The organism is Nonomuraea sp. NPDC023979 (assembly GCF_040639085.1).
GTDB classification, from domain to species: Bacteria; Actinomycetota; Actinomycetes; order Streptosporangiales; family Streptosporangiaceae; genus Nonomuraea; species Nonomuraea ceibae.
On the sequence record NZ_JBEZZG010000005.1, the window covers coordinates 62,897 to 82,368 of the forward strand.

Below are 19,472 nucleotides of genomic sequence, written 5' to 3' on the forward strand. Positions count from 1 at the left end.
AGTCGTTGCGAACAATGGCGCCCGTGCGGCCAGGCGCCAATGGAAAAGCGCCCGGCCGCAGGACGATGCGGAAAACTACTGCTGCTCGACGGACGAGCAGCACGACGACGACCCGCAGGTCGAGCTGGAGTCGCTGCTCGACGAGCCGGACGTGGCCCCGCCCTCGGGCACGGCCACGGCGTCACGCATCACCGTCACCTGGAGCCCGCTCAGGTCCAGGTCAGCGAGGTCGAACCGGGTGGTCACGGACATGTTCTTCACCTCCTCCGCGTCACGGTGGGCCGAAACGACATCCGCAGTATGGGTGGGCCCGGCCGGCCGCCGCCTGACAGGAGAAAGGCGGTATTGACACGACCCGGCCGCGCGAAGTAAAGGCCGATAAATCGCCGGAATTGCCGTCTTGACGCTGCGAATTGACCATGAATACGCTGCAGCCGTTTTCATCGGGAACCTGACTGGCATGGGCGGGCACATGAATGCCGTAGAGGTCGAGAATCTCACCAAGAAATACCCGGGCGCGCCGCAGCCCGCGGTCGACTCGCTCAGCTTCCGCGTGAATTCCGGCGAGGTGTTCGGCGTGCTCGGGCCCAACGGCGCGGGCAAGACCACGACCGTCGGCGTGCTGACCACCCGGATGCGCCCGACGGGCGGCCTGGCGAGAGTCGGCGGCGTGGACGTGGCGAAGGAGCCCACCCGGGTCCGGCGGCTGCTCGGCGTCGTCCCCCAGCGCAACAACCTGGACCGGTCGCTCAGCATCCGCCAGAACCTGCTCTTCCACGCCGCCTACCACGGCGTGCGGCGGGCCGAGCGGCGGCGGCGCGCCGGCGAGCTGCTGGAGCGCATGGGGCTCGCGGAGCGCGGCGACGACCGGCTCGACAACGTGTCGGGCGGCCAGGCCCAGCGCGTCATGATCGCGCGGGCGCTGATGCACGAGCCGCGGGTGCTCTTCCTGGACGAGCCGTCCACCGGGCTGGACCCGCAGTCGCGCATCTTCGTCCACGCCTGCGTACGGGAGCTCAAGGAGCGGGGCGTCACCGTCGTCCTCACCACCCACCAGATGGAGGAGGCGGCCAAGCTCTGCGACCGGGTCGCCATCGTGGACCGGGGCCGGCTGCTGGCCCTGGACGCCCCCGCCGCCCTGGTCCGCGAGCTGCCGGGCAGCACCACGCTCACGCTCTCGTTCGAGCCCGGCCGGGCCCCGGCCCAGGACGTGGACGCGGCGCTGACGGCCGTCGAGACCGTCGAACGGGTCGAGGCGATGCCCGGCGGGCGCGTCAGGCTCTACACCTCCCGCGAGCCGGGCGAGGTCCTGCCCGCCGTGCTCAAGGCGCTCGCCGGGCACGGCATCGCGCTGACCGGCCTGGACGTGGCCCGGCTCGGCCTGGAGGACGTCTTCCTCCGCCTAACCGGACGGGAGCTGCGATGAGCGTCCTCGACGAGCGCCCGCCCACCGCGCGCGCCTTCGCCGCCGTGCTCGGCCGCGACCTCGTGGTCACCGGCCGGGAGCTGCCGGCCTTCCTGGCGCAGGTCCTGCTCCAGCCGCTGTTCATCCTGTTCGTCTTCGGCAAGGTGCTGGCCGACCTCGGCTACGTCGGCGGCGGGTTCGGCGACGTCCTGCTGCCTGGCGTCATCGCCCTGAACGCCTTCGTCGGCGGGCTGCAGAACACCGCCCTGCCGCTCACCCTCGACTTCTCCTTCAGCAGGGAGATCGAGGACCGGCTCCTGTCGCCCCTGCCGACCCGGCTGGTGGCGATGGAGAAGATCGTGTTCGGCACGATCCGCGGTGTCGTGGCCGGCGCCGTGATGATCCCGCTCGGCCTGCTGATCCTGCCGGACGCCACACTGGCGCCCGCGTCCCTCCTGCCCGCGCTCGCCGTGATGGCGCTCGGCGCCTTCGTCGGCTCGGCCGTCGGCATGGTCGTGGGCACGGCGGTCTCCCCGCGCGGGATCAACGTCGTCTTCACGGTGGTGCTCACACCGCTGATGTTCACCGGCGCCACCCAGTTCCCGTGGCCCGGCCTGGACCGCGTGCCGTGGTTCCAGATCGTGTGCGCGGTCAATCCGCTCACGTACGTCAGCGAGGGGATGCGCGCGGTGATGGTGCCGCGGATCCCGCACATCCCGCTGTGGCTCTGCCTTCTGGTCCTGGCCGTCGCCGGCGCGGTGGCGGCCGAGGCGGGCATGCGCGGCTTCGGCCGCCGTGCCGTCGATTGAGAAGGGAGGCCCGTCCCACTCCGCAGAACCGCATCCGAACAGCACGGAACCATTGATGAAAAGGGAGAAACCCCCCCATGAACGCACTGGCCTTCGATGTCGAAGACCTGGCCCTGGACGAGCTCTCGGTGACGACCGTGCGTGACGGCGTCGCGCTGCCCGACACCGGCGCGTCCTCGTCGAGCTGCATCTCCTGGATGTCCTCGTCCTCGTGCTGCTGCTGCACCGAGCCTCAGTGACCGCCCAGAAGGGAACCCCGCCCATGTCCAGCCTCTCCTTCCAGGTCGAGGACCTCGACCTGAACGAGCTGTCCGTCACCACCATGCGCGACGGCTTCGCGGTGCCCGACACCGGCGCATCGGCCGTGAGCTGCTCCTACCTGACGGACTCGTGCAGCTCCTGCTGCTCGATCAACCCGAGGTAGGTCATCCTCCCGGCCGTCTCACGGCGGCCGGGAGGTCACCCGCGAACGAGGAAACATCGATGACCAGCACTGTCGAGAACCCCGTAGCAGTGGGCGCGGGACAGTTCGAGGCCGCGCCCTTCGCCGTGGTCAGGCGCGCCGCCCTGCCCTACCCCGAACGGCCCGCGGCGGCCGAGCCCTTCCGCGCCGCGGTGCGCGCGCTGACCGAGGCGCTGCGCAGCGCCGCCTCCGCCGCGCCCGCCCTGGCCGACGCGCTGGCCGCCAGCCTGCCCGGCCACCCGGCCGCCTTCCACCGCGGCGTCGTCCTGCCGCTGCGCCGCGACGTGCACAACGGCCGCGTCCCGCGCGAGTCGCTGCTGCGTGAGCTCGGCGACCTGCCCGGCCGGGTCGCCGGGCTGGCGGCCTGGCTGGACGCCGTCCGCGACCGCAAGACCCTGAGCGGCCTGCTCGCCGCGCCGGACGGCCCCTGGGAGGACGCGCTGGCCGCCGAACGCGCCGTGCTCTCGGACCTGTGCCGGGCCGAGCCGCTCCGCCTGGCCGTCACGCTCACCGGCCGTGACCTGCTCCACGGCGTGGACAGGACGGCCGCCCGCCAAGGCCGGCCCGACAAGCGGGCGCGCAAGGCCGAGCCGACCGTCCTGCGGTACGCCCTCCGCGCCACCTCCAAGACCAGCCCGCTCTCCTGGTACACGCTGGTCGGCCTGGGCTGGTGGGACACGGCCCCGGACCCGCGCCCCGCTGTGCCCGCCGTTGGGCCCGCTGCCGCCGTGCAGGCCAACCGGGTGCTCGTCACCCGGCTGATGGCCGCCCTGCTCGGCCAGGCGCAGTGCCCGCACCGCCTCGCGCCCGGCCTGCGGGAGGACGGCGACCGGGTGCTCTTCCACCGCGACGTGCCGCTCCCCGACTCCAGCCACCTCTACGGCACCACGGAAGAGCTCGTCGACGTCGGCCTGACCGGGCCCATCCGCTTCCTGATCGAACGGCTGCGCGACACGCCGGACGGCCTGACCCCCCGGGAGCTGGCCGCCGCGCTGGCCGTCCACATCCAGAGCGCCGACGCCGACGCGATCGCCACCCGCTACGTGCGGAAGATGGCCGAGATGGGACTCCTCGTCCCGGTCTGGCCCGTACACGTCCAGGATCCCGACATCCTGCGCTCCCTTGCCCGCTGGTGCCGCGAGCAGGACCTGACGGACGTGGCCGCGCGCCTCACCGCCATCCGGGACGCCACCCGCTCCTTCACCGGCCTGCCCCCCGCGAGCAGGCGCGACAGGCTAGAAGCCCTCGCCGACGACTGGCGGCTCCTCGGGGAGCGGGCCGGCGCCGACCTGACCGGTGCGCCCGTGCTCACCGAGGACGTCACGCTGCCCGGCCCGCTGAGCCTGCGCGCCCGCCACGGGCGCGACCAGGTCCCGGCCCTCACCCGGCTCACCCCGCTCGTCATGCTGTACGACCACCACCTGGCCATCCGGCGGCTGGTCGCCGACACGTTCACCGCCCGCCACGGCGCCGGCGGACGCGCCCCGATGACCGCCGGCGCGGCCATGATGTCGGAGGTCTGGCGCGACCTCCTCCAAGGCGACCCCCGCGAGCGGCGCGTGCCGGAGGACCTGCGGAGCGCCCGCGAGATCGTGGCCGAGATCATCGCCGCCGCCAACGGCCCGGACGCGGCCGACGTCGTCATCCCCGAGGAAGCCGTCACGGCCGCGCGCGACCTGCTGCCCGGCTGGGCGCGGGCCCGCCCCGCCTCCTACTCCTTCTTCGCCCAGCCCCTCCCCGGCGGCCTGGCGATCAACCACGTCTACGCGGGATTCGCCCGCTTCACCAGCCGGTTCCTGCCCCACCTGGACCCCTCCGCGGCCACCGCCGTGGCCGGCTGGCTGCGCCACCTCCTCGGCGAGGACGTCGCCCAGTTCCGGCCGCTGATGGGGTTCAACGCCAACCTGCACCCGATGGTGCTGCCCGAGGAGGTGGGCGAGGACCCGCGCTGGGCCGGCCTCACCCTCGACGACCTGGAGATGGTCCACGACGAGCACACCGGCCTGGTCCGCATCCGGCATCGCGGCTCCGGCCGCGAGGTCAGCGTGCTCTACCTGGGCTTCCTCGTCCCGTTCGTGCTCCCGTACCGGACTGCTCCGCTGACCGGCGACCTGAGCTGCGGGTTCCCCTCGCTGACCAGGTTCGTCACCAAACGCACCGTGGACGGCGTGACCGCGAGCGGACGCCTCACCTACGACGGCATCGTGCTCAACCGCCGCCGCTGGGCCTTCGACGACGACGCGGCGGCGCGGCTGCGCGAGCAGTGGACGGCCGAGCACCCCGCCGTCGCCGCCGCGCACCTGCGAGCCCGGCACGACCTGCCCGAGCACGTCTTCCTCGAAGCCGGGGGGAGCGCCGCCTCCCTGGAGGGCTTCCTGCGCAGGCTGCGCGCCGCCAAGCCGCAGTACGTCGACCTCGGCAACGCCCTGCACCTGCGGTGCCTGCCCACCTACCTGGCCCGATACCCCCAGGAGCCGGCCTTCGTCGAGGCGCTGCCCGTCCCGGGCGCGGCGGGCGACGGCGAGCCGGTGACCGAGCTCATCATCGAGACCTGCTGGAGACCACAGTGACCGAGCTCGACGTCGTCTGCTACTACCACGACCCGGTCAAGGCGCCGCTGGTCAGGGCGGCGGTCATCCCCGGGCTCCGCGCCGCCCTCGCCGCCCGCCCCGGCGTGCGCGGCCACCTGGAACGCCACTGGCTGCACGGCCCCCACGTACGGGTCCGGCTGCGCGGCCCCGACGGGCCCGTCGCCGCCGCGGCGGACCAGCTCGCCGCACGGCTGCGCGAACACCTGCGCCTGCACCCCTCCACCGGCTCGCCCGGCGCCCCCGAACTCCTCTCCCACGCGCGCAAGGCGGGGCTCCTGGAGCTGGTCCCCCCGCCGTACGAGCCCATCCACGCCGACAACACCGTCACCGTCGGCCCCGCCGAGACCGGCCGCGTCGCCGCCCTGCTCGGCTCGGCCGCATCGGTACGGCTGCGCGCCGACTCCCTCGAAGCCGGGCTCCCGGCGCTGGAACACTCCCTCGACCGGCTGGCCGGAACCGGCGACAGCGCGGCGGGACGCATCGAGCTCGCGGTGACCGCCATGGCCGTCCACGCCGCCCGCTACCCCCGCGGCCAGGCGCTCGGCTACCACTCCTTCCTCTCCCACGTCGAGGACTTCCTGTTCCACCACGACCCCGACGGGCGGCTGCGCCGCGCGTTCGAGGCGGGCTGGACGCGCAACCGTACCCAGGTGCTCGAACTCGTCGGCCGCGTGGCCGACGGTCACCCGACCGACCAGGTGGAAGCCGCCTGGCAGCACTGGACCATCACCGCCCGCCTCCTGGCCGAACCCGCCTTCGACGGCGGCAGCCTGGCCGTGGAGCTCAGCCGCGGCTACACCGAGCAGGCGGCCAGGCTCGGCGACCCCGACACCGCGCGGCGCTGGAACCCCGCCGAACGCACCGCCCTCAGCGACTACCACCGCGCCCTGCGGGTCGTCGACTTCTCCCGGCCGGAGCTCGCCCGCGCGTTCGCCGTCTACCGGTTCGGCACCAACGTGCTGTACCAGCTCCTGGCCGTGTGCGACGTCACGCCCGTCGAGCGCTACCTGGCGGCGAGCATGGTCGCCGCCGCCGTGCAGGAGCTCAACGGCACCACGTGGCGCGCCCAGCTCGGCGAGACGGGATGAGGCCGATGCTGCTCCGCCTGCGCCCCGTCGTCCACGCCACCCCCACCCCCACCGGCCTGCACGTACGCGGCTGGACCTCCAGCTTCACCGCCGAAGGCGGCGCCGGGCTGTGGCGGCTGTGGGAACGCCTGTCCGTCCTGCTCGCCGACGGGGTGCCCGCCGCCGAGCTGACCGCTCCCGCCGGGCTGCCCGAGCCGGTCGCCAAGGCGCTGGAGCTCATCATCGCCCAGCTCCGCGAGCACGACATGCTCGTCGAGGTGCCGCCCGGCTGGGGGAGCCCGGGGCCCGGGCTGCCGCCCGCCCGGGTGGCCGCCTGGCTGGAGTCCGCCGCCGCCGACCCGGCGCGCGCCTGGGAGCGCCTGTCGGGGGCCGCCTACGCGGTCCGCGGCGGCGGCCCCCTGGCCGAGGCGGCCGCCCGCGCCCTCGCCGCCGCCGGCTGCCACCCGGCCACCCTCCCGGGCGCGACCCCCGCCGACCTCGAACTGACCGCCACCCCACCCTCCGGCCCCCCGGTGACGGTAAGGGCCGGCTGCCTCCCGGAAGCCGGTTACGCCCTGCCGCCGACCAGCCCTGGCACCCCGGCTCCCGACCCCGCCGCCATCCGCCACCGCCTCCTCCACGGCCCCACCTCCCTCCTAACCACCCAAACCCCACCGCCCCCAACCACGCCGACCCCGGGTGCGTCGGCCCCGGGCGGGGCGACCGCGCCCCCACCGACCCCGAGCACCCCGGCTCCAGCGGCCACGCCGGCTGCGGGGTCCGGTGGGGCGCGGGTGCCGGAGGTTTTGTGGGCGCTGGTGGGCGGGGCGGCGGCGCATCGGCTGCTGTGTGCCGTGGCGGGTATGCCGGATCCGGTGGAGGAGGCGGCGGCCCGTTCGCCCGAGGGCGTGGGGCGGGGGCTTTCGGTCATGGTGGCGAAAGCCGAGCCGCTGGCGGTCACGCATCACCGGTGGCCCGTCGGCGAGCCTGCCGGTGCGGACCCGTGGGAGCGGGCGGCGGCGATGCTCGAAGTGCTGGGCGATCCGGAGCTGGGCATGGTGGCCCCTCCCGAGGCGGGGGAGCTGCCGCAGGTGCCGGTGAGCCTGGCGGCGTGCGGCGAGGCGGTGGGGTTCGGCACCGGCCTGGAGTCGGCGCGGCTGCACGCGGCGCTGTCCGCCGTGCGGTCCGCGCTTCCGGCCGGGACCGTCGTGGGCGCCGACCGGCTGCACGCGCGCGGCCTCGGCCTGCGCGAGGCCGTGCACCGCGATCTCGCCGATCTCCCGGGCACCGCGGTGGGCGAGGGCGAGTGGGCGGCGGACCCGGCCGCGCGGCGCTGGTGGAAGGCGCTCACGCTGCGGTTCGCCGTACCGGCCGAGGTCGAGGTGGTACGCGTCGCCGAGGGGGTCGCGCACGCCCGGGTCAGCGCGGCGGGCCGTACCCTCGCCTGGGCGGTGGAGCCGGAGGCGGGCACGGCGGCGGCGTTCGCGCTGCTGGCGGCCACGGCGGCGGCGCAGGCGCGGGCGGCGGGCCGGGAGTTCGGCGATCCGGTGGTGCCCTGCGGGGCGGCTCCGGTCTGGGCGCCGCCGGAGGAGCCGCCGGTGCCGTGGGAGACGCGCTCCTGGTTCTGGCCCGCCGGGACGCGGGACGGCGAGGAGCGGTTCCAGGCGGCGATGGAGGCGCTGGTGCCGGGCCCGGAGCCGGCGCCGCTGGGCCCGCTGCTCGCGGCAACCGGCCTGGCCGCAGTGACGGTGCCGCCCGCAGCGAGGGCGCCGGCCGCCGTAGCAGTGCCGGCCGCCGCGAAGGTGCCCGCCGCCGTCCGGGCCGGGAGCGTCGCATGAGGAACGGCATCGGCGAGCTGCGCGACGACCGGGCCGAGGCCGTGCTGATCAGCGGGTACGGGCTCGCGGACCTGGAAGAGGTCGCCCGCCTCGCGCGCGGCCGCCGCCACCCGCTGCTTCCCGTGCTCCTCGACGGCGCGCTCGCCCTGGCCGGCCCGGTGCAGGGGCCGGGGGAGGGCGTCTGCGTGGCCTGCGCGGAGTCGCAGCGGCTGGCGGCGTTCGGCGCGGCGGTGCCCGTGCGGCTGCCGGAGCTGCGGGTGGGCGGGCTCGCGGCTCCGGCCTTCCACGACACGCTGTCCGCGCTGGCCGCGCTGCTGCTGGCCGAGCCGGAGCGGCACGGGGACGTCGTCCTCGCGCTCCGTACCGACCACGGCTCGCTCACCCGGCACCGCGTGATGCCGCGGCCGGAGGGCTGCCGGGTGTGCGGGCCTGGCGAGCCGTACGCGCCGGCCGCCCGGGAGCCCGTGGCCGTGCCGCCCGGGTCGCTGCGCTCGCCGAACCCGCGCACCGACGGCGCCCGGCTGCGCGAGGCCCTGGTGGACGCGCGCTACGGCCCGGTGACCACGGTGCGCCGGAGCGGTCACCTGCCGCTGGCCACCGTCGCCGCCGTCCTGGCGGGCGACCCGGACGGGAACGCGGCAGGCTACGGCCGCACCCCAGCCTTCGCCCAGTCCGAACGCGTCGCGCTCTTCGAGGCGGTGGAGCGGCTCGGCGGGATCGCGGCGAGCGGCCGGCCGGTGACCGAGGCCGCGTTCGAGGCGCTGGGCCCGGACCGGGCACTCGATCCGGCACGACTGGGCCCGCACGAGCCGGACTGCTACGCCGATCCGGGCAGCGGCCTCACCGCCTACGCCCCGGGCGTGCCCACCACCTGGGTGGACGGCTGGTCCTGCACGCGCACGGCCCCGATCCTGGTGCCGGAGCACGTCGCGTACTGGGGGGTCCGCAAGCCGGGCACGCCCCGGTTCGTGGCGGAGACCTCCAGCGGGTGCGGTCTGGGCAACAGCCTGGCCGAGGCGGTGCTGCACGGCCTGTTCGAGGTGGCCGAGCGGGACGCGTTCCTGATGGCCTGGTACGCGGGCACGCCGCTGCGCCGCGTCGCCGTGCCGCCGGACGATCCCGTGCTGCCCCACCTGTCCGACCGGCTGGAGTGCCTGGGCTACGAGCTGCTGTTCTTCGACGCGACCAACGACCTGGGCATCCCGGTCGTGCTCACGCTCGCGTGGCGGGACGACGGTGCGGCCCCGGCGGCCTTCTTCGCGGCGGGGGCGCACCCGGACCCGGTCGCCGCGATGCGGTCGGCCGCCGCCGAGCTGGCCGTGGACGTCGAGTCGTCGGCCGACCGCGCCCGCCGCTCTCCCGCCGGCCACCGCCGCGAACGCCTCCTGCGCCTGCTGGCGGACCCGGATTCGGTACGGGCCATGCACGATCACGTCGCCCTGTACAGCCTGCCCGAGGCCGCGGCGGGCTACCGATTCCTGCTGTCGGGGCAGGCGGGGACCGTGGACCCGGCGGATCTCGGCGGCGACCTCCCGGGGACGGCCACGGACCTGTGGACCGTCCTCGACCACCACGTGGACCGCCTGCGCGGGCTGGGGCTGGAGGTGATCGCGGTCGACCAGAGTGATCGGCGGATCCGCGACCGTCTCGGCCTGCACGCGGCGAAGGTCGTCGTGCCCGGCACGCTCCCCATGACGTTCGGGCACCGCAACCGCCGCGTCCGCGGCCTGCCCCGGCTGTGGGAGGTGCCGCACCGCCTGGGCCGGAGCCCCACGCGTTCCGCCGGCGATCCCGTGCTTCCCCATCCCTTCCCGTGACTGGAGTCGCCGTGGCGCATCACGACGAGGTTGCCCTGGCGCTGGCCGCCGCCTACGCGCACGGGCCGGGCAAGGCCCCGGTCCCGGGCGCGGCCGTGCACCGTGAGCCCGCCCGTGCCGGGGAGGGGACGCGCACCCCGCTGCGCGACCTGGCGGCGTGGGGGGAGTTCGGCGCGGCCGTGGCGGAGCTGCTGATCTCCGCCCTGACCCCGCAGCGCTGGGAGCCGTACAACCCGTACAACGACCACCGCGCCTACCCGTCCCCGCGCGCCGCGTACCTGGTGGACGTGGGGGTGCGGACGGAGCGGGGGCGGTGGCGTCTCGACCCGGTCCGGCGCGAGCTGGTGGGGGCGGCGCCGCCGGCGCCGGCCGGGACCGTGTGGCTGGACCTGGCGCAGCGGCCGGAACGGCTCCGTCCCGGTTACGGCGAGCTCGCCGACGCGCTGGCGGAGCTGGAGACCGGCCACCTGGCCGCCGCGGTGGCCGAGCACGCCGCGGCGCTGCCGCTCACCGTGGCGTACGGGCCGGCCGGCGTCACCCTGGCTCCCGGCGTGCCGGCCAGGCCGGGACAGGCGGTCGCGGGCGGGGCACGGCGCAGCGCCGGGCTCGGTCCCCGGGGTCTTTCCGCCGATCCGCGCCCCCTGCCCGAGGAGGCGGCGCGGGCGTTCGCCGCCGCGGTCGCCGATCCGCCGCCGGGCTCCCCGGCGGCCGGTGGCGGGGTGTGGTGCCGCCTGGCGGTCCGCAACGTGACGGGGCTGGCGGACGGCTGGTACGTGCCGGCCCCGCTGAGCCCCGTGACCGGGCGGGCCGGGGCGGCGATGGCCGCCGTGCAGGCCGCCTACAGCTACCCCCGCACCCAGTTCGACGTCGGCGGGACCAACCTCGCGCTGCTCATCGCCGCCGACGTCGGCTCGGCGGTGCGGGCGAGCGGGCCGGCCGGCTACCGCGCCCTCCTGCGGACGGCCGGCGCGGTCGCCCAGCACGTGTGCTCGGCCGCGGCGGGGGCCGGCCTGTTCTGCCGCCCGGTCCGGGCCATCAGGGAGGGGCTGCTGGAGGCCGCCGCCGGGGCTCCCGCCTCGCACGACGCCCTCTACCTGGTCCTGGCCGGACGCCCCCGCTTCACCTGGTTCGACTACGACCTGACCCCCGTCACAGCAGACCCAGCAGAAGAGGAACGGCGTTGAGCGCGCCGGCGCGACCTGCCCGCACCCCCTCATGCCCGGGAGCTCAGCTGAGTTGCTGGGCCAGGCCGACGATGATGCCCTCGGGGCCGCGGACATAGCAGAGCCGGTAGCTGTCCTCGAACTGCGCCATCTCGCCGACGAGCTCGGCGCCGCGGGCGCGCAGCCGGGACAGGACGTCCTCGATGTCGTCGACGGCGAACATGATGCGGCGGATGCCCAGCGTGTTCGCCGGCGCGATCTTCGGCTCGGCGCTGATCGCCTTCGGCGTGAAGAACATCCCCAGCTCGATCCGCCCGTGACCGTCCGGCGTGCGGAGCATCGCGATCTCCTGCTGGACGTCGTCGAGGCCGAGCACGTTCTCCACCCACGCGCCCCCGATCGGCCCCCTGCCCTCCAGTTCCATGCCGAGTTCGACGAAGAACGCGACGGCGGCGTCGAGATCGTCGACGATGATGAGGACGTTGTCCATCCGCTGGATCGTCATGCTGGGTCTCCTTGGTGGGATACGGGCCGCGGTGGCCGTATGCGCCCCTGGGACGGAGCTGCCAGGCCGTTCTCGACATCGTCTGCGAGCTTGTGACCTGGGAGTGCCCCGTCACGCGCCGGTCGTAACGCTTCCCGCGCAGGTGGGCGCTCCTCCGGCCCAGGTCAGGCGGCCTGTGGGCAGTTCGCGGCGGCGGCCCAGCGTGAGGAGCAGGATCACGCCGCTGGCCACGAACACGGCCAGCATCGCCCACAGCGCGGCCCGTACGCCCGCCAGTTCCGCCAGTGCGCCGGCCAGCAGCGCGCCGAGCGGGATGGCGCCGTAGTTGACGACCTGGACGCTGGTCGTGACCCGGCCCATCAGCTCGCCGGGCACGTAGCTCTGGACGAAACCGGAGAAGATCACGTTGCCGGCCACGATGCCGCCGACGATGACGATGCTGCCGGTGACGAACAGCGCCATCCCGAGCTCCTGGTCGGCGAGCGGGATGAGCAGCCCGAAGGGTGCGAGCCCGGCCTTGGCCGCCAGCACTGCTCTGGCGCTGCCCAGCCTGGCGGCCAGGGGTCTGGCCAGTGCCGCTCCGGCGATCCCGCCCGCGCTGGTGGCGGCGATCAGGACGCCGGTCTGTGCCGGGGCGAGCCCGAGGTCGGTGACGAGGAAGACGACGATCAGCGACTGGTAGCCGGTCAGCGCCAGGTTGGCGGCGCAGCCGTACAGGGTGTTGCCGCGCAGCAGCCGGTCGCGGGCGACCAGGCGCAGGCCCTGGCGGATGTCGTTGCGCAGCCGCCGCCGAGGCGGGCGGGTCACGGTCTCGGCGCGTCTGATCCGCATGAGGCAGATCGCGGAGACGGCGAAGCTGGCCGCGTCCACGAGCAGGCCGCCGATCGCGGAGAACGCCTGGGCGAGCAGTCCGGCGACGCCGGGGCCGGCCAGGTTCGCCACCTGCTCGCTGCCCTGGAGCTTGGCGTTGGCCTCCAGCAGGTCGGGGGCGTCGACCAGGGTGGGCAGGTAGGCGCGGTAGGCGGTGGCGAAGAACACCTTGGCGGTGCCGGCGGCCAGTGCCACGGCGATCAGGTGGCCGACTGTCAGCACGCCGAGCAGTGCCGCGGCCGGGATGCTGAGGAAGGCGGCCAGCGACGCCCAGTCGGCGGCCAGCATGATCCGGCGGCGGGGGAGCCGGTCCACCCAGACCCCGGCGGGCAGGCCGATGAGCAGCCACGGCAGCCAGGCGGCGGCGGCCAGCAGGCTGACCGCGAGCGGGGAGGCGTCCAGGACGGTGACCGCGACCAGCGGCAGCGCGACGGAGGTGACGGAGCTGCCCAGGCTGCTGGCGCTCTCCCCGATCCACAGCAGCCGGAAGTCGCGCTGCGCCAGCAACCCGAGACGGGGACGGCGCGGGATGCTCACGGGCGGGCGGGGACGGCGCGGGCGAAGGTGAACACGGTGGCGCGCTCGCGGCCGTCGTCGGGCACGCTCCGCTCGGACCACCGGGTGATCACCTCGGTGATCTCGGCCGCGAACTCGGCCAGCTCCTCGTCCGTCACCCGCAGCCATCCCTCGGCCGAGAAGGGGCCGAGCGGCCAGCGGGCCTGCACGTCCTGCGGCTGGTCGGCCCAGCGCCGGACGTGGCCGGTCTGGCGGTCGAGGTTGAGCGAGTCGGCGGCCCGCGCGATCGCCTCGCCCGACGCGTCGCCGTCGAAGTCGGCCGAGGACCAGGACAGGGTGGGCACGATGCGGCGCCACCAGCGTTCGCGGCGGTCCCGGGCGAGCTCGGGGGCCTCCTCGATGAGGCCGGCGGCGGCCAGGGCGCGCAGGTGGTGGCTGACGTTGCCGACGGCCTCCCCGGTCTGTTCGGCCAGCACGCTGGCGGTGCTGGGGCCGTCGAGCTTGAGCAGGTCGAGGAGGCGGCGGCGGACGGGGTGCGTCATGGCGGCGAGCACCCGGGCATCCGTGATCGCACGCTGGAATTCGGACATGCCGGTCAAGCTACATGTACAAGAGGTGTTGTGCAACAGTTCTTGTGAATCTTGCCCGTGCTGGTCAGTGGGGCTGGGGGGTGGTGCGCATGCGCAGGTGCAGCCGGGCGCTGCCCGCCTCGTGCTCCACGCGGACCTCGTCGCACAGGGTGCGCACCAGCAGCAACCCGACGCCGCCGCCCCGGTCGGGGTCGGGCCTGGCGTTCCTCAGGTGGGCCTCGGTCAGGGTGCCGGCCGCGTCGACCACGTCCAGGCTGACTCCGTGGGCGTCGCGCCACGCGATCAGGAAGCCACGGCCGCCGCCGTGCCGTAGCACGTTGACGGCGGCCTCGTGGGCGGCGATCACCAGGTCCTGCAGGCGCTGCCCGTACAGCCCGGCGCTCGTCCCGAAGGCGTGCACCCGTTCGCGCAGCACAGCCAGCTCTGAGGTGATCGGCCACTGCATCCGGAATCCGGGAATCATGTCGGGCCTGCCTTTCACCGCGTGATCTTCCCATGCCCGAAACGGTGGCCGGCATGCCCGGTGGCGTGCCGGCCCGCCCTCTTCAGCACGATTCAGCACGGAAGAAGGCGTCATCAGACGGCGAACAGCAGGCCCGCGCAGAGCAGTACGAGCACGGCGGTGGCGAAGTGGATGCCGAACGCGACCGCCTTGGTGCCGCCGTTGCGCAGCACGACGAGGGTGTCGCCGAGCGGCACCAGGGCGACGACCAGCATGAACCAGGCCTCGGCCTGGGGCCCGGCGAAGGCCAGCAGGGCCAGGCCGACCAGTCCGTACGTGCCGTCGCGCAGGCCCTTGATCGTCAGGTAGGCGCGGTCGGTCGTGGCGGGCACCCCGTAGCCCGTGGCGGCGGCGTGCGGCGTGAGCAGGAACCGGGCCCCGATGAGCAGGCACAGCAGGTTGAGAACGATGGCCAGGCCGTACGCGACGGTGGTGAGCATGTCGTGACTCCAGAAAAACTAGCAGCGCTAGGAACGAGGACGACGCTAGCAGAGCATCGACACAAGCGCTAGCGGTGCTAGATTCGGGAGCATGTCCATCCAGAGCCGCAAGGAACGCGAACGCGCCCACCGGGAGCAACTCATCGTCACCGCAGCCCGGGAGCTGGCCGAGGCCGAGGGCTGGGAGGCCGTCACCACCCGGCGGCTCGCCGAGCAGGTCGAATACAGCCAGCCGGTCCTCTACAGCCACTTCAAGGGCAAGGACGCGATCGTGACCGCCGTCGCCCTCGAAGGCATCACCGAGATGGCCGCCGACCTGCGCGCCGCCCGCCTCGCCGCCTCCGGCCCCGAGGCCGCCGTCGCCGCGCTCGCCGCCGCGTACGTGACCTTCGCCGAGGAGCGGCCGGCCCTCTACGACGCCATGTTCAGCCAGCGCGTCGACCTGCCCTTCGCCACCCCCGAGGCCCCGCCCGCCCTGCACGCCGCGTTCGGCGAGTTCGCCGAGGCCGTCCGCCCGTACGCGCACGGCGACGAACCCGCGCTGCTGGCGGAGACACTCTGGGCGGCACTCCACGGCCTGGTGACGCTGATGCGCGGCGGCCGCATCCCCCGCGAGTTCCACGAGCACCGTCTCGCCCTCCTCCTGGCCCGGTTCATGGCGAGCCCGTGACGCCGTCCTTGACGGCCATGAGGCACCGGCGATCCTGGCTGTGTGACAGCGGGGTCCTGTGACGTACGCCACCGGGCCGGGGTGTCACACGGCCGGGAGGACCGGTGTCCTGTGCGCGGAGCAGGACGAGAGACGAACCGGCGGGAGCGAGCGATGAACGAGCACGACGAGGCGACGACGGACCCGGTGGATGCCGCCACCGCGGCCTTCGTCGCCCACCGCAACCTGCTGTTCACGGTCGCGTACGAGATGCTCGGGTCGGCGGCCGACGCCGAGGACGTCCTCCAGGAGACCTGGCTGCGCTGGATCAAGGTGGACCTCGGGCAGGTGTCGGACCGGCGCGCCTACCTCGTCCGGATCGTCACCCGGCAGTCGCTCAACCGGTTGCGCACGATGAAACGCCGCAAGGAGACGTACATCGGCTCGTGGCTGCCCGAGCCGCTGCTCACCACGCCGGACGTGGCCGAGGACGCCGACCTCGCCGAGAGCCTGTCGATGGCGCTGATGCTCGTCCTGGAGAGCCTCTCGCCGACCGAGCGCGCCGTCTTCGTGCTGCGCGAGGTCTTCGACGTCGGCTACGACGAGATCGCCGCCGCCGTCGGCAAGAGCGCCGCGGCCGTCCGCCAGATCGCGCACCGGGCCCGCAAGCACGTCGAGGCCCGCCGCCCGCGCGAGACCGTCTCCCCGGGCCAGGCCCAGGCGGTCCTGGAGACGTTCAAGCGGGCGCTCGAGACCAGGGACCTGCGGATCCTCCTGGACGTGCTCGCCCCCGACGTTGTCCTGGTCAGCGACGGCGGCGGCGTGAAACTGGCCGCGCCCCGGCCGGTCGTCGGCGCGGAGAAGGTGGTCCGCTTCTACCTGGGCGAGGCCGCCGTGGTGCGCGCGGCGATCACCTGCGAGGCCACCGTGGTCAACGGCAACCCGGCGCTGCTCGTCCACCTGGACGGCGCGTTCGACGGCGTGCTCGCGACCCGCGTCGAGGACGGCCGCATCACCGGCCTCTACTACGTCCGCAACCCGCACAAGCTGACCCGGGTCGCCTCCGAGACCTCGCTCACCCTCCGATGAAAGGCCCCGGCATGACCGTGCACGGCCCCGCCATCCTCAAGATCGCAGTCGCGCTGCAGACCCTGAGCATCTTCTTCCAGGCGGCCACCGCCGGGATCCTCATGTCCTCCCGCGGCTCGGAGCTGCACCACATCGGATCACCCGTGATGTACGGCGCGACCGTGCTGTACGTGATCGCCGCGATCCTGGCCTGGCGTCCGGGCGGCGGCACGCCACGCCCCATCCTGTACGCGGCCGGCTTCCTCGTCCTCGCGTCGGCGCAGGTCGCGCTGGGCATCGCGGGCATGACCCCGCTCCACGTCCCGCTGGGCGTCCTGATGTTCGGGCTCAGCCTGCTGACCCTGGCCCGGATGCGTACCGAAAGCAGGGGAGAAAGTACCTAAGCACGTCAGATTCCGCGTCGTCGCCGTCTCCCTAACGTGGTGGTCACAAGAGAGCACGACCACTGAGGAGACGAACATGAGCGACACGAACGAGCTGGTCCAGCGCTACCTGGCCGCCTGGAACGAGACCGACGCCGCCGCCCGCCGGGCCGCCCTGGAGGAGGTCTTCGCCGAGGACGCCGGCTACACCGACCCGCTGGTCTCCGTGCGCGGCATCGACGGGCTGGACGCCACCATCGCCGCGGTGCAGGCGCAGTTCGGCGGGCTCGTCTTCAGCCTCGGCGGCGCCGTGGACGCCCACCACGACATCGCCCGGTTCACCTGGCACCTGGGCCCGGAGGGCGCCGAGCCGGTCGCCGTCGGCTTCGACGTCGCGGTGTTCGGCGCGGACGGGCGGATCAGCCAGGTGCTCGGCTTCCTGGACAAGGTGCCGGCCCAGGCCTGACCCGCTCCCGTCTGAACCGGACAACACAGGAGGAATCATGACCGCGTACGTCATCGCCCACCTTCAGGACGCCGCCCCGCACCCGGAGATCGCCGAGTACATGGAGCGCCTGCCCGGCACCTTCGAGCCGTACGGCGGCCGCTACCTGGTGCACGCAACCGAGCACGAGGTGCTGGACGGCCGGTGGCCGGGAGCGGTCGTGATGCTCGCCTTCCCCGACGCGGCCCGGGCGCGGGCGTGGTGGGACTCGCCCGAGTACCGGGAGATCGCGCCGATGCGCTCGCGGCACATCGAGGGCGACATCATCGTGGTTGAGGGCGTCCCCGACGGCTACCGGCCGGTCGCCGCCGCGAGCGCGGTGCGCGAGGCGGCAGCCGGGGGCGCGGCCACCTGAAGCCCTGCTCAGGGGTGCTGGGGGCGCTGCCGGGCGGCGTAGCGGCGGGCCTTGGTGCGGTTGCCGCACAGGCGCATCGAGCACCAGCGGCGGCTGTGGTTCCTGGAGGAGTCCCAGAAGGCGCCCTGGCAGGTGTGCTCGGCGCACCGTTTGAGCCGGTGGATCTGGCCGGTCAGCACCAGCTCGGCCCACGCCACGGCCAGCCGCGCCAGGGCCGTACGGGCCTCGGGCAGGCCGGGGGCGGGCGCGAGCGGCCGCTCCGGCCCGGCCCGGGTCACGGTGACCAGGAGAGGCACGTCGGCCAGGATCGCGTCGGCCCGCGCCAGGCGGTGCGGGAACACGGGATGGCCGGGATCGAGCGCCTCCCGGAACCCGGCACGCAGCTCCAGGAAGACGGCGTGCTCCTCGTCGGTGAGCCGCAGCGACGCCGGGCCGAGCTGGCGGGCCGCCAGCCAGCGGGCGAGCTCGTCCGGGCTCGCCACGTCGTCCTGCCCGTTCTCCAGGTCGACGGTGTTGACGAACGCCTTGATCAGCTGGGCGGCCGGAGTGGGCTCGATCACGCCGCATCACCTTCCGGGACCCCGCCTGGATAACCTGCTAACCGAATTTACCAGTTATCACCCCTGGTGCCGTCGCCTCATTCCGGGCAAGATAACCACCTATAGCTGATAGGGGGTTACATGGTGGACGGCGTGCTGAAGGCGGATCGCAGCGGGCGCAACACCGCGGTGCTGGTGAGTTTCACGGCGATCACGAACCTGGCCGACGGCGTGACCAAGATGGCGCTGCCCTTGATGGCGGCCCGGCTGACCGACTCCCCGGCACAGGTCGCCGGGGTCGGGCTCACCCTCACCCTGCCGTGGCTGCTGATCGCCCTGCACGTCGGCGTCCTCGTCGACCGCTTCGACCGGCGCCTGCTGCTGTGGCTGGCCGACGCCGCCCGCATCCTCGTCGTCGCCGGGCTGCTCGCCCTCACCCTCACCGGCGGCGTCACCCTGCCCGCCCTCTACGCCGGAGGTCTCGCCCTCGGGATCGCCGAGGTCGTCGCCCTCACCTCGGCCGCGACCCTCGTCCCGGCCGCCGTGGCCCCCGCCGGGCGCGAACGCGCCAACGCCTGGGTCGCCGGGGCCGAGACGGTGTGCAACGAGTTCTGCGGACCCTTCGTCGGCGGCCTCCTCATCGCCGCCGGGTCCGCCGCCGCCCTCGGCTGGACCGGCGCCGGCTACCTGATCGGGACCGTCGTCCTGGTCTTCCTGGCCGGCCGCTTCAGGCCGCGACCGGCCGGCGAACGCCCGGACGCCACCGTCAACCAGCGCATCGCCGAAGGACTCCGCTGCCTGTGGCAGCAGCCGCTGCTCCGCCTGATGGCGCTCGCCCTGAGCGTGCTGTCCGCCTGCTGGGGCGCCTGGCTGGCGCTCATCCCGCTGGTCGCCACCCGGCTCATGGGCCTGGACGCGAGCGAGTACGGCTTCCTGCTGAGCGCCCTCGGCGCGGGCGGACTCGTCGGCGCGCTCACCGTGACCACCGTCAACCGCCTGCTGGGCCGCCGCTGGGCCATGCTCGCCGACCTCATCGGCACCGCCGCGATGGTCGCCGCCCCCGTCCTCACCACCGACCTGTGGATCGTCGGCCTCGGCGCCTTCCTCGGCGGGATGGGCGGCACCCTGTGGACCGTCAACTCCCGCACCCTCAGCCAGCGCCTCGTCGACCCCGGCGTACTCGGCCGCTACAACGCGGCCGCCCGCCTGTTCAGCTGGGGCGCCATGCCGCTGGGCGCCGGGCTCGTGGGGCTCCTCGCCGAATGGCTCGGCATCCGCGCCGCCTTCGCCCTCTTCGCCGTCGCCGCCCTGCTCGTCGTCGTGCCCTTCCTCAAGATCGCCACCCCCGCCGCCCTCGACCCACCCCCGCATCCGGCCTGAACCCCGGGCGGCGGATC

Annotated in this window: 22 protein-coding genes; 15 read left to right on the top strand and 7 right to left on the bottom strand. The window is 74.3% G+C overall.

The features are described 5' to 3' along the window. Positions 1-75 precede the first annotated feature (75 nt). Positions 76-252, bottom strand: a complete 177-nt coding sequence (locus tag AB0G11_RS11850; RefSeq protein ID WP_219519431.1) for a thiazolylpeptide-type bacteriocin — start codon at positions 250-252, stop codon at positions 76-78. Between the two features lie 220 nt (positions 253-472). Here AB0G11_RS11850 and AB0G11_RS11855 point away from each other — a divergent pair, with 220 nt between their 5' ends. The 9 genes from AB0G11_RS11855 to AB0G11_RS11895 all read left to right on the top strand — a co-directional run bounded on the left by AB0G11_RS11855 (position 473) and on the right by AB0G11_RS11895 (position 11,174). Continuing rightward, the gene (locus AB0G11_RS11855) at positions 473-1,426 is read left to right on the top strand and encodes an ABC transporter ATP-binding protein (protein WP_357585508.1); all 954 of its coding nucleotides are present in this window, start codon (positions 473-475) and stop codon (positions 1,424-1,426) included. Continuing rightward, positions 1,423-2,214: an ABC transporter permease gene (locus tag AB0G11_RS11860; protein WP_357585510.1), complete on the top strand. Its 792-nt coding sequence runs from the start codon at positions 1,423-1,425 to the stop codon at positions 2,212-2,214. The genes AB0G11_RS11855 and AB0G11_RS11860 overlap by 4 nt, the downstream gene beginning before the upstream one ends. A 77-nt stretch (positions 2,215-2,291) precedes the next feature. Then, positions 2,292-2,453, top strand: coding sequence for a thiazolylpeptide-type bacteriocin (locus tag AB0G11_RS11865; protein ID WP_219519441.1), 162 nt, complete (start codon positions 2,292-2,294; stop codon positions 2,451-2,453). 23 nt (positions 2,454-2,476) lie between these two features. Beyond that, complete coding sequence (locus AB0G11_RS11870) at positions 2,477-2,638, top strand: thiazolylpeptide-type bacteriocin (RefSeq protein ID WP_219519446.1); 162 nt, start codon at positions 2,477-2,479, stop codon at positions 2,636-2,638. A gap of 59 nt (positions 2,639-2,697) precedes the next feature. Further along, positions 2,698-5,247: a lantibiotic dehydratase gene (locus tag AB0G11_RS11875; protein ID WP_357585512.1), complete on the top strand. Its 2,550-nt coding sequence runs from the start codon at positions 2,698-2,700 to the stop codon at positions 5,245-5,247. Next, the gene (locus AB0G11_RS11880; RefSeq protein ID WP_357585514.1) at positions 5,244-6,356 is read left to right on the top strand and encodes a hypothetical protein; all 1,113 of its coding nucleotides are present in this window, start codon (positions 5,244-5,246) and stop codon (positions 6,354-6,356) included. Before AB0G11_RS11875 ends, AB0G11_RS11880 begins: the two co-directional genes overlap by 4 nt. Positions 6,357-6,361: 5 nt before the next feature. After that, on the top strand, positions 6,362-8,173 hold the full coding sequence (locus AB0G11_RS11885; RefSeq protein WP_357585516.1) for a hypothetical protein: 1,812 nt from the start codon (positions 6,362-6,364) through the stop codon (positions 8,171-8,173). Then, positions 8,170-9,990: a TOMM precursor leader peptide-binding protein gene (locus AB0G11_RS11890; protein WP_219516694.1), complete on the top strand. Its 1,821-nt coding sequence runs from the start codon at positions 8,170-8,172 to the stop codon at positions 9,988-9,990. The genes AB0G11_RS11885 and AB0G11_RS11890 overlap by 4 nt, the downstream gene beginning before the upstream one ends. An 11-nt stretch (positions 9,991-10,001) precedes the next feature. Beyond that, positions 10,002-11,174, top strand: a complete 1,173-nt coding sequence (locus AB0G11_RS11895; protein ID WP_357585518.1) for a hypothetical protein — start codon at positions 10,002-10,004, stop codon at positions 11,172-11,174. A 43-nt stretch (positions 11,175-11,217) separates the two neighbouring features. Here the strand turns inward: AB0G11_RS11895 and AB0G11_RS11900 are convergent, their stop codons facing one another. The 5 genes from AB0G11_RS11900 to AB0G11_RS11920 all read right to left on the bottom strand — a co-directional run bounded on the left by AB0G11_RS11900 (position 11,218) and on the right by AB0G11_RS11920 (position 14,576). Then, on the bottom strand, positions 11,218-11,658 hold the full coding sequence (locus AB0G11_RS11900) for a VOC family protein (RefSeq protein WP_246646630.1): 441 nt from the start codon (positions 11,656-11,658) through the stop codon (positions 11,218-11,220). A gap of 111 nt (positions 11,659-11,769) precedes the next feature. Further along, complete coding sequence (locus AB0G11_RS11905; protein ID WP_357585520.1) at positions 11,770-13,065, bottom strand: MFS transporter; 1,296 nt, start codon at positions 13,063-13,065, stop codon at positions 11,770-11,772. After that, positions 13,062-13,634 (bottom strand): helix-turn-helix domain-containing protein, encoded by a 573-nt coding sequence (locus AB0G11_RS11910; RefSeq protein WP_357585522.1) that lies wholly within the window; start codon positions 13,632-13,634, stop codon positions 13,062-13,064. The genes AB0G11_RS11905 and AB0G11_RS11910 overlap by 4 nt, the downstream gene beginning before the upstream one ends. A 64-nt stretch (positions 13,635-13,698) precedes the next feature. Further along, positions 13,699-14,097 carry an ATP-binding protein gene (locus AB0G11_RS11915; RefSeq protein WP_219516703.1) on the bottom strand — a complete coding sequence of 133 codons (399 nt, stop codon included), beginning with the start codon at positions 14,095-14,097 and terminating at the stop codon, positions 13,699-13,701. A gap of 113 nt (positions 14,098-14,210) precedes the next feature. Then, complete coding sequence (locus tag AB0G11_RS11920; protein WP_219516704.1) at positions 14,211-14,576, bottom strand: DUF4267 domain-containing protein; 366 nt, start codon at positions 14,574-14,576, stop codon at positions 14,211-14,213. Positions 14,577-14,667: 91 nt separating this feature from the next. Here AB0G11_RS11920 and AB0G11_RS11925 point away from each other — a divergent pair, with 91 nt between their 5' ends. From AB0G11_RS11925 to AB0G11_RS11945, 5 genes are all read left to right on the top strand, one after another. Continuing rightward, positions 14,668-15,246: a TetR/AcrR family transcriptional regulator gene (locus AB0G11_RS11925; RefSeq protein ID WP_357585524.1), complete on the top strand. Its 579-nt coding sequence runs from the start codon at positions 14,668-14,670 to the stop codon at positions 15,244-15,246. A 153-nt stretch (positions 15,247-15,399) separates the two neighbouring features. After that, positions 15,400-16,314, top strand: a complete 915-nt coding sequence (locus tag AB0G11_RS11930) for an RNA polymerase sigma-70 factor (protein ID WP_357585526.1) — start codon at positions 15,400-15,402, stop codon at positions 16,312-16,314. A gap of 11 nt (positions 16,315-16,325) precedes the next feature. After that, complete coding sequence (locus AB0G11_RS11935) at positions 16,326-16,697, top strand: hypothetical protein (RefSeq protein ID WP_357585528.1); 372 nt, start codon at positions 16,326-16,328, stop codon at positions 16,695-16,697. A 76-nt stretch (positions 16,698-16,773) separates the two neighbouring features. Continuing rightward, positions 16,774-17,142, top strand: coding sequence for a nuclear transport factor 2 family protein (locus AB0G11_RS11940; protein WP_219516725.1), 369 nt, complete (start codon positions 16,774-16,776; stop codon positions 17,140-17,142). 37 nt (positions 17,143-17,179) lie between these two features. Continuing rightward, positions 17,180-17,536 (top strand): DUF1330 domain-containing protein, encoded by a 357-nt coding sequence (locus AB0G11_RS11945; protein WP_219516728.1) that lies wholly within the window; start codon positions 17,180-17,182, stop codon positions 17,534-17,536. Positions 17,537-17,544: 8 nt separating this feature from the next. On the opposite strand, the gene AB0G11_RS11950 is transcribed toward AB0G11_RS11945, so the two are convergent. Then, the gene (locus AB0G11_RS11950; protein WP_308126144.1) at positions 17,545-18,096 is read right to left on the bottom strand and encodes a CGNR zinc finger domain-containing protein; all 552 of its coding nucleotides are present in this window, start codon (positions 18,094-18,096) and stop codon (positions 17,545-17,547) included. Positions 18,097-18,228: 132 nt separating this feature from the next. On the opposite strand from AB0G11_RS11950, the gene AB0G11_RS11955 reads away from it, so the two are divergent. Beyond that, a complete protein-coding gene (locus tag AB0G11_RS11955; protein WP_219516736.1) occupies positions 18,229-19,455 on the top strand; it encodes an MFS transporter in 1,227 nt (408 codons plus the stop codon). Positions 19,456-19,472 lie beyond the last annotated feature (17 nt).